The following is a 5,896-nucleotide window of genomic DNA, read 5'->3' as shown; positions in this document are numbered from 1 at the left end:
GGAGGCGTTTGCGTGGCGGGCGCAGGCGCGGCACCGGTCGGCGCAGGCGCCGTTGCCGGGGCGGGCGGCGGCCGCGAGGTCAGCGCCGCGACGGATTCGCCTTCGCCGATCGTGGCCTGTCCGCCAGCCGGACCGGGATCGGTCTCCTTGCCCTCGGGCGTCAGGCGCTGCGTGAACTTGGTCGTGTCGGCGGGCTCGCCTGTAGCGGCCGGAGCTGGGCTCGGCGCGGCCGCCGTCTCGGTCGCAGGCTTGGCCGGAGCAGGCTTGACCAGCGGCTCGGTCGAGACCGTCTTGTTGCCGCTGCCGCCAAGGCCAAAGAGGGAGCCGAACGCAGTCTTGTTCAGCCATATGCCGTAGCCGCCGCCGGCCAGCACCAAAAGCGCGATGACGGCAGCGATCAGGCCGCCATAGCCGCGCCTGCGCTGCGGCTGCTGAGGCCGCAGCCGTTGGAAAGTATCGGCCGCCGGCTGCTCGTCATTGGCAAAGACATCGCTGCCGTCCTCGGCGTCGGCGGCATCCATGCCCGCCAGGCCGACATCGTCCTCGCGCGGCGACGGCATCGGCGGTGGTGGCGCCTTCTGCCAGGCAGGCTCCGCCTCTGGCGCGGCCTGCCAACTCGGCTCCGTCCTTGCCGTGCTTTGCCAGGCCGGCTCGGTCTTCACGGGGTTTTGCGGCGCCGGCTCCGCCTTCGGCGCGCTTTGCCAGGACGGTTCGGCCCTGGCGGGCGCCGGTGTCGGCTTGAGGGGTTCTGATTTGAACGGGTCCGGCTTAGCCGGCGCCGGCACAGCCGCGGGCGGCGCCGGCTGGCGGGAGTGGGTCGGCTGGTTCCTGTTGCGGTCGATGGAGGAGAAGATATGCTCCAACTCCGCCAGCGGATCGGCGGCGGGAACGCTTTTGGCATAACTGCGCTCGACGCTGGAGATGGCGTCCTCAAGCGTGCGCTTCTGCTGATCGACGACCGAAGGCGCCAATGGCGGAACGCGATCGGCAAGCTTCTTGGCGATTGTCGCCCGCGCCTTGTCATAGACCTTCGACCGCATCTCCGGCGTGTTCTCGCTGAGATTGTCGATCGTCTTTTTCAGAACGGCGATGAAATCTGCCATGCGTCAGGTGACCTGCATTCTTCTCCCGCCGGCCGCAAATCAGCCATAGCGCCGGGAAGGGCTGTGAAACTAGTCTTGAAACGGGTCGGTCACAAGTATCGTGTCGTCCCGTTCGGGGCTGGTGGAAAGCAGCGCCACCGGGGAGCCGATCAGCTCCTCGATATAGCGGACATATTTGACGGCTTGCGCCGGCAAATCGTTCCAGCTCCTGGCGCCGGCGGTGGTTCCCTTCCAGCCTTCGAGCGTCTCGTAGATGGGCTCGACCCGCGCTTGCGCGCCCTGGCTGGCCGGCAGGTAATCGATCGTCTCGCCGTCGAGGCGATAGCCCGTGCAGACCTTGATCTCGTCCAGCCCGTCGAGCACGTCGAGCTTGGTGAGAGCGATGCCCTTGATGCCGTTGACGGCCACGGCCTGGCGCACCAGCACGGCGTCGAACCAGCCGCAGCGGCGCTTGCGGCCGGTGACGACGCCGAACTCGTGGCCGCGCGTGCCGAGAAACTCGCCGATCTCGTTCTTCTGCTCGGTCGGGAACGGCCCCTCGCCGACGCGCGTCGTGTAAGCCTTGGTGATGCCGAGCACATAGCCGATGACGCCGGGACCGACGCCGGAACCGGCGGCTGCCTGCCCCGCGACCGTGTTGGACGAGGTGACGAAGGGATAGGTGCCGTGGTCGATGTCGAGCAGCGTGCCCTGCGCGCCCTCGAACAGGATGCGCTCGCCGGCGCGGCGTTTGTCGTCGAGCACTTTCCAGACACGGTCCATGTAAGGCAGGATCTCGCCGGCCACCGAGGTCAGCTCCTGCATGATCGCCTCATGCGTCGCCTCCGGATGGCCGAGCCCGCGACGCAGAGCATTGTGGTGCGTCAGCAGCCTGTCGACCTTCAAAGGAAGCGTTTCCAAATCCGCCAAATCCATCACCCGCACCGCGCGCCGGCCCACCTTGTCCTCATAGGCGGGACCGATGCCGCGGCGGGTCGTGCCGATCTTGGTCCCGGAATTCGAGGCGGCATCTTCGCGGAATCCATCCAGCTCCCGGTGCAGCGACAGGATAAGCGCGGTGTTTTCGGCTATTTTCAGGCGCTCCGGCGTGACCTCCACGCCCTGGTCCTTGAGCTTCTTCGCTTCGGCCACGAAAGCATGCGGATCGAACACCACGCCATTACCGATGATCGAGAGCTTGCCTTGCCTGACCACGCCGGAGGGCAGCAGCGACAGCTTGTAGACCTTGCCGTCGACGACCAACGTATGGCCGGCATTGTGGCCGCCCTGGAAGCGCACGACCACGTCGGCCCGTTCCGACAGCCAGTCGACGATCTTGCCCTTGCCTTCGTCGCCCCACTGCGAGCCGACGACCACCACATTGGCCATGTTCTTTTCCCTTGAAATGCCGCGCGGGCGGCCTGAAACGACAGCCTCTATAGCGTCAAGCGCCAGCCGGCGCGACCCTTTCTTTGCCGCTGAAACCTTCCCGGAACATGATTTGAAAAGCGGGAGCCGACTTTCGGAACCCGATCGTGCTCCAGGAGTTGGATCGGCATGACGATGCCGGCGAGGCCTCGTCCCGATCAGGCATAACAAATTCCAGCTTTCGCATCATTTACTTGCCGCCGCCGCCACTCTAGGCCGGCCTGAACCCGCGAACATCCCTGCAGGCCGATCCCTCATGCACCGAGCCGCCTATCTGTTCCTGCTGTCGACCATGCTGTTGTGGGGCGGCAATTCGGTCGCGGGCAAGCTTGCCGTGGGCCATGTTTCGCCGATGACGCTGGTGTTCCTGCGCTGGGTCATGGCGGTGCTGATCCTGCTGCCCGTCGGCTGGCGGACACTGCGCGAGGACTGGCCCGAAGTGCGCAGCCACTGGAAACTGCTTGCCGGCCTCGGCGCGTGCGGCTTCACCATCTTCAACGTCATCTTCTACACCGCGCTCAACTACACGACCGCCATCAACGTCTCGATCGAGCAGGCCGCCATCCCGATCGTCATCATCCTTGCCAATTTCATGTTCTTCCGGCTGCGCGTGCGGCCTCTGCAGATCGTCGGCGTCGTGCTCACCATCGTCGGCGTCGCGCTGACCGCAAGCCATGGCGACCTCGGCCAGCTCTTGAAGCTCGACCTCAACTTCGGCGACGCCATCATGCTTGTGGCGGTGCTTTGCTACAGCCTCTATTCGGTGGGGCTGCGCCTCAGGCCCGCAATCCGCTGGCAGAGTTTCATGCTGGCGCTGTCGATCGCCGCGCTGCTGATTTCCCTGCCCTTCGTCATCTGGGAGGTCGCGGCCGGCCGCGCCGTCATGCCGGACGCAAGCGGATGGGCGCTCACCCTCTATACGGCCCTCGGCGCCTCGGTCGTCTCGCAGGTTCTCTACATCAAGGGCAACGAGCTGATCGGCGCCAACCGCGCCGGGCTGTTCATCAACCTGGTGCCGATCTTCGGCACGCTGCTTTCGGTGCTGATCGTCGGCGAGCAGTTTCAGCCCTATCAGGCCTTCGCGCTGGCTCTTGTCCTCGGCGGCATTGCCCTTGCCGAATACAGCGGCAGCAGAGCGGCACTGCAGGCGGGATGATATCTCCCGCCACGCGTCAAGCAGCCGTTGGCGATGGCTGTACTATCAACGCCTCGCCTGACGATGCAGGCGGGGCGTCTTCATTTTCAACGTTCACTCGGCGCCGACGTCGAAGCGCAGCCGCTTGGCCGAGTCGATCGACTTGTGCGCGCGCACCTGCTCCAGCACCTTTTCCGGGAACGGCGCGTCGAGATAAAGCAGCGCGATGGCATCGCCGCCCGGCCGGTTGCGGCCGAGCTGGAAATTGGCGATGTTGACGCCGTTCTCGCCGCACACCGTGCCGAGCAGGCCGATGATGCCGGGCGCATCGGCATTGGTCGTGTAGAGCATGTGCTGGCCGACTTCGGCGTCGAGATTGATGCCCTTGATCTGGATGAAGCGCGGCTTGCCGTCGGAGAAGCAGGTGCCGGCGATCGAGCGCGTCATGTGCTCGGTCTTGACCGTCAGCTTGATATAGCCGTCGAACACGCCCGACTTGTCGCGCTTGACCTCGGCGACGATGATGCCGCGCTCCTTCACCATGATCGGCGCCGACACCATGTTGACGTCGGAGACCTGCGGCCGGATCAGGCCGGCAAGGGCGGCGCTCACCAGCGCGCGGGTGTTCATCGTCGCGGTCGAGCCATCGAACAGGATCTCGACCTCCTTGATCGGATCCTCGGTGACCTGGCCGACGAAGGCGCCGAGCACCTCGGCAAGCTTGACGAACGGTTTCAGCCGCGGCGCCTCCTCCGCGGTGATCGAAGGCATGTTGATGGCGTTGGAGACGGCGCCATTGATGAGATAGTCGCTCATCTGCTCGGCGACCTGCAGCGCGACATTCTCCTGAGCCTCGGTGGTCGAGGCGCCGAGATGCGGTGTCGCCACGACATTCTCCATGCCGAACAGCGGGTTGTTCTCCGCCGGCTCGACCTCGAATACGTCGATGCCCGCGCCCGCCACCTTGCCGCTCTTCAGCGCCGCGATCAGATCGGCCTCGACGACCAGGCCGCCTCGCGCGCAATTGATGATGCGCACGCCGTCCTTCATCTTGGCGATCGCGGCCGCGTCGATGATGTTGCGCGTCTTCTCGGTCAGCGGCGTGTGCAGCGTGATGAAGTCGGCGCGGGCGAAGAGCTCGTCGAGCTCGACCTTCTGGACGCCGAGCTCCTCGGCGCGGCTGTCCGACAGGAACGGGTCGAAGGCGATCACATGCATCTTCAATCCGACGCCGCGCGTGGCGACGATCGAGCCGATATTGCCGCACCCGATCACGCCCAGCGTCTTGCTGGTGATCTCGACGCCCATGAAGCGGTTCTTTTCCCATTTTCCGGCATGGGTCGAGGCATTGGCTTCCGGGATCTGCCGCGCCAGCGCGAAGATCATCGCCACCGCATGCTCGGCCGTGGTGATCGAATTGCCGAAGGGCGTGTTCATCACGATGATGCCCTTGCGGCTGGCGGCCGGGATATCGACATTGTCGACGCCGATGCCGGCGCGGCCCACGACCTTGAGCCTGGTTGCCGCATTGATCAGCTTCTCGGTGACCTTGGTCGCCGAGCGGATGGCGAGGCCGTCATACTGGTCGATCACCTCGAGCAGCTTTTCCTTGTCCTTGCCGAGGTCGGGCAGGTAGTCGACCTCGATGCCGCGATCCTTGAAGATCTGCACGGCGGTGGTTGAAAGTTTATCCGAAACGAGAACGCGGGGCGCCATCACGGCCTCCTTGAAGGGGATTGGATGTGTCGGGAAATGGTGGCGGCCCGCAGGCCGCCACGGATTTCAGGCCGCCGCCTTGAGCGACGCCTTCTGCGCGGCGAAGGCCCAGTCGAGCCAGGGCAGCAGCGCTTCGAGATCGGCGGTCTCGACGGTGGCGCCACACCAGATGCGCAGCCCGGGCGGCGCGTCGCGATAGGAGCCGATGTCGTAGGCGACACCTTCCTTGTCGAGCGCCGAGACGAGGCCCTTGGCGAAAGCCGCCTGACCGTCGGCATCGAGCGCCGCGATATCCGGATCGGTGAAGGACAGGCACACGGATGTGTTTGAGCGCGTTGCCGGGTCGACGGCCAGATGGCCGAGCCACGACGACTTGCCAACGAACCGGTCGAGCACCGCGGCATTGGCGTCGGCGCGGGCAATGAGCGCTTCCAGACCGCCGATCGACTTCGCCCAGTGCAGCGCATCGAGATAATCCTCGACGCACAGCATCGACGGCGTGTTGATAGTCTCGCCCTTGAAGATGCCCTCGATC

3 protein-coding genes and 2 pseudogenes are annotated in these 5,896 nt (G+C 65.4%); 1 reads left to right on the top strand and 4 read right to left on the bottom strand.

Features of this window, described 5'->3' with window-relative positions; all coding sequences use genetic code 11:
- Nucleotides 1-1,103: pseudogene (locus EOA28_RS22265) on the bottom strand (hypothetical protein); the annotation flags it as partial.
- A gap of 69 nt (nt 1,104-1,172) precedes the next feature.
- Complete coding sequence (locus EOA28_RS22260; protein WP_128315271.1) at nt 1,173-2,471, bottom strand: adenylosuccinate synthase; 1,299 nt, start codon at nt 2,469-2,471, stop codon at nt 1,173-1,175.
- A 295-nt stretch (nt 2,472-2,766) separates the two neighbouring features.
- Between EOA28_RS22260 and EOA28_RS22255 the strand changes: the two genes are divergently transcribed.
- Nucleotides 2,767-3,666 carry a DMT family transporter gene (locus EOA28_RS22255; RefSeq protein WP_127253147.1) on the top strand — a complete coding sequence of 300 codons (900 nt, stop codon included), beginning with the start codon at nt 2,767-2,769 and terminating at the stop codon, nt 3,664-3,666.
- 93 nt (nt 3,667-3,759) lie between these two features.
- Here the strand turns inward: EOA28_RS22255 and serA are convergent, their stop codons facing one another.
- Both serA and EOA28_RS22245 read right to left on the bottom strand, forming a co-directional pair.
- Entirely contained in the window at nt 3,760-5,361 is a 1,602-nt protein-coding gene (gene serA, locus EOA28_RS22250) for a phosphoglycerate dehydrogenase (RefSeq protein ID WP_127253145.1), read from the bottom strand.
- A 66-nt stretch (nt 5,362-5,427) separates the two neighbouring features.
- Nucleotides 5,428-5,896 (bottom strand): annotated as a pseudogene (locus tag EOA28_RS22245) (phosphoserine aminotransferase); the annotation flags it as partial.

Origin of the sequence: Mesorhizobium sp. M2A.F.Ca.ET.067.02.1.1 (assembly GCF_004023285.1) — a bacterium.
Taxonomy (GTDB): Bacteria; Pseudomonadota; Alphaproteobacteria; order Rhizobiales; family Rhizobiaceae; genus Mesorhizobium.
This window is presented reverse-complemented; position numbering and strand designations above follow the sequence as displayed.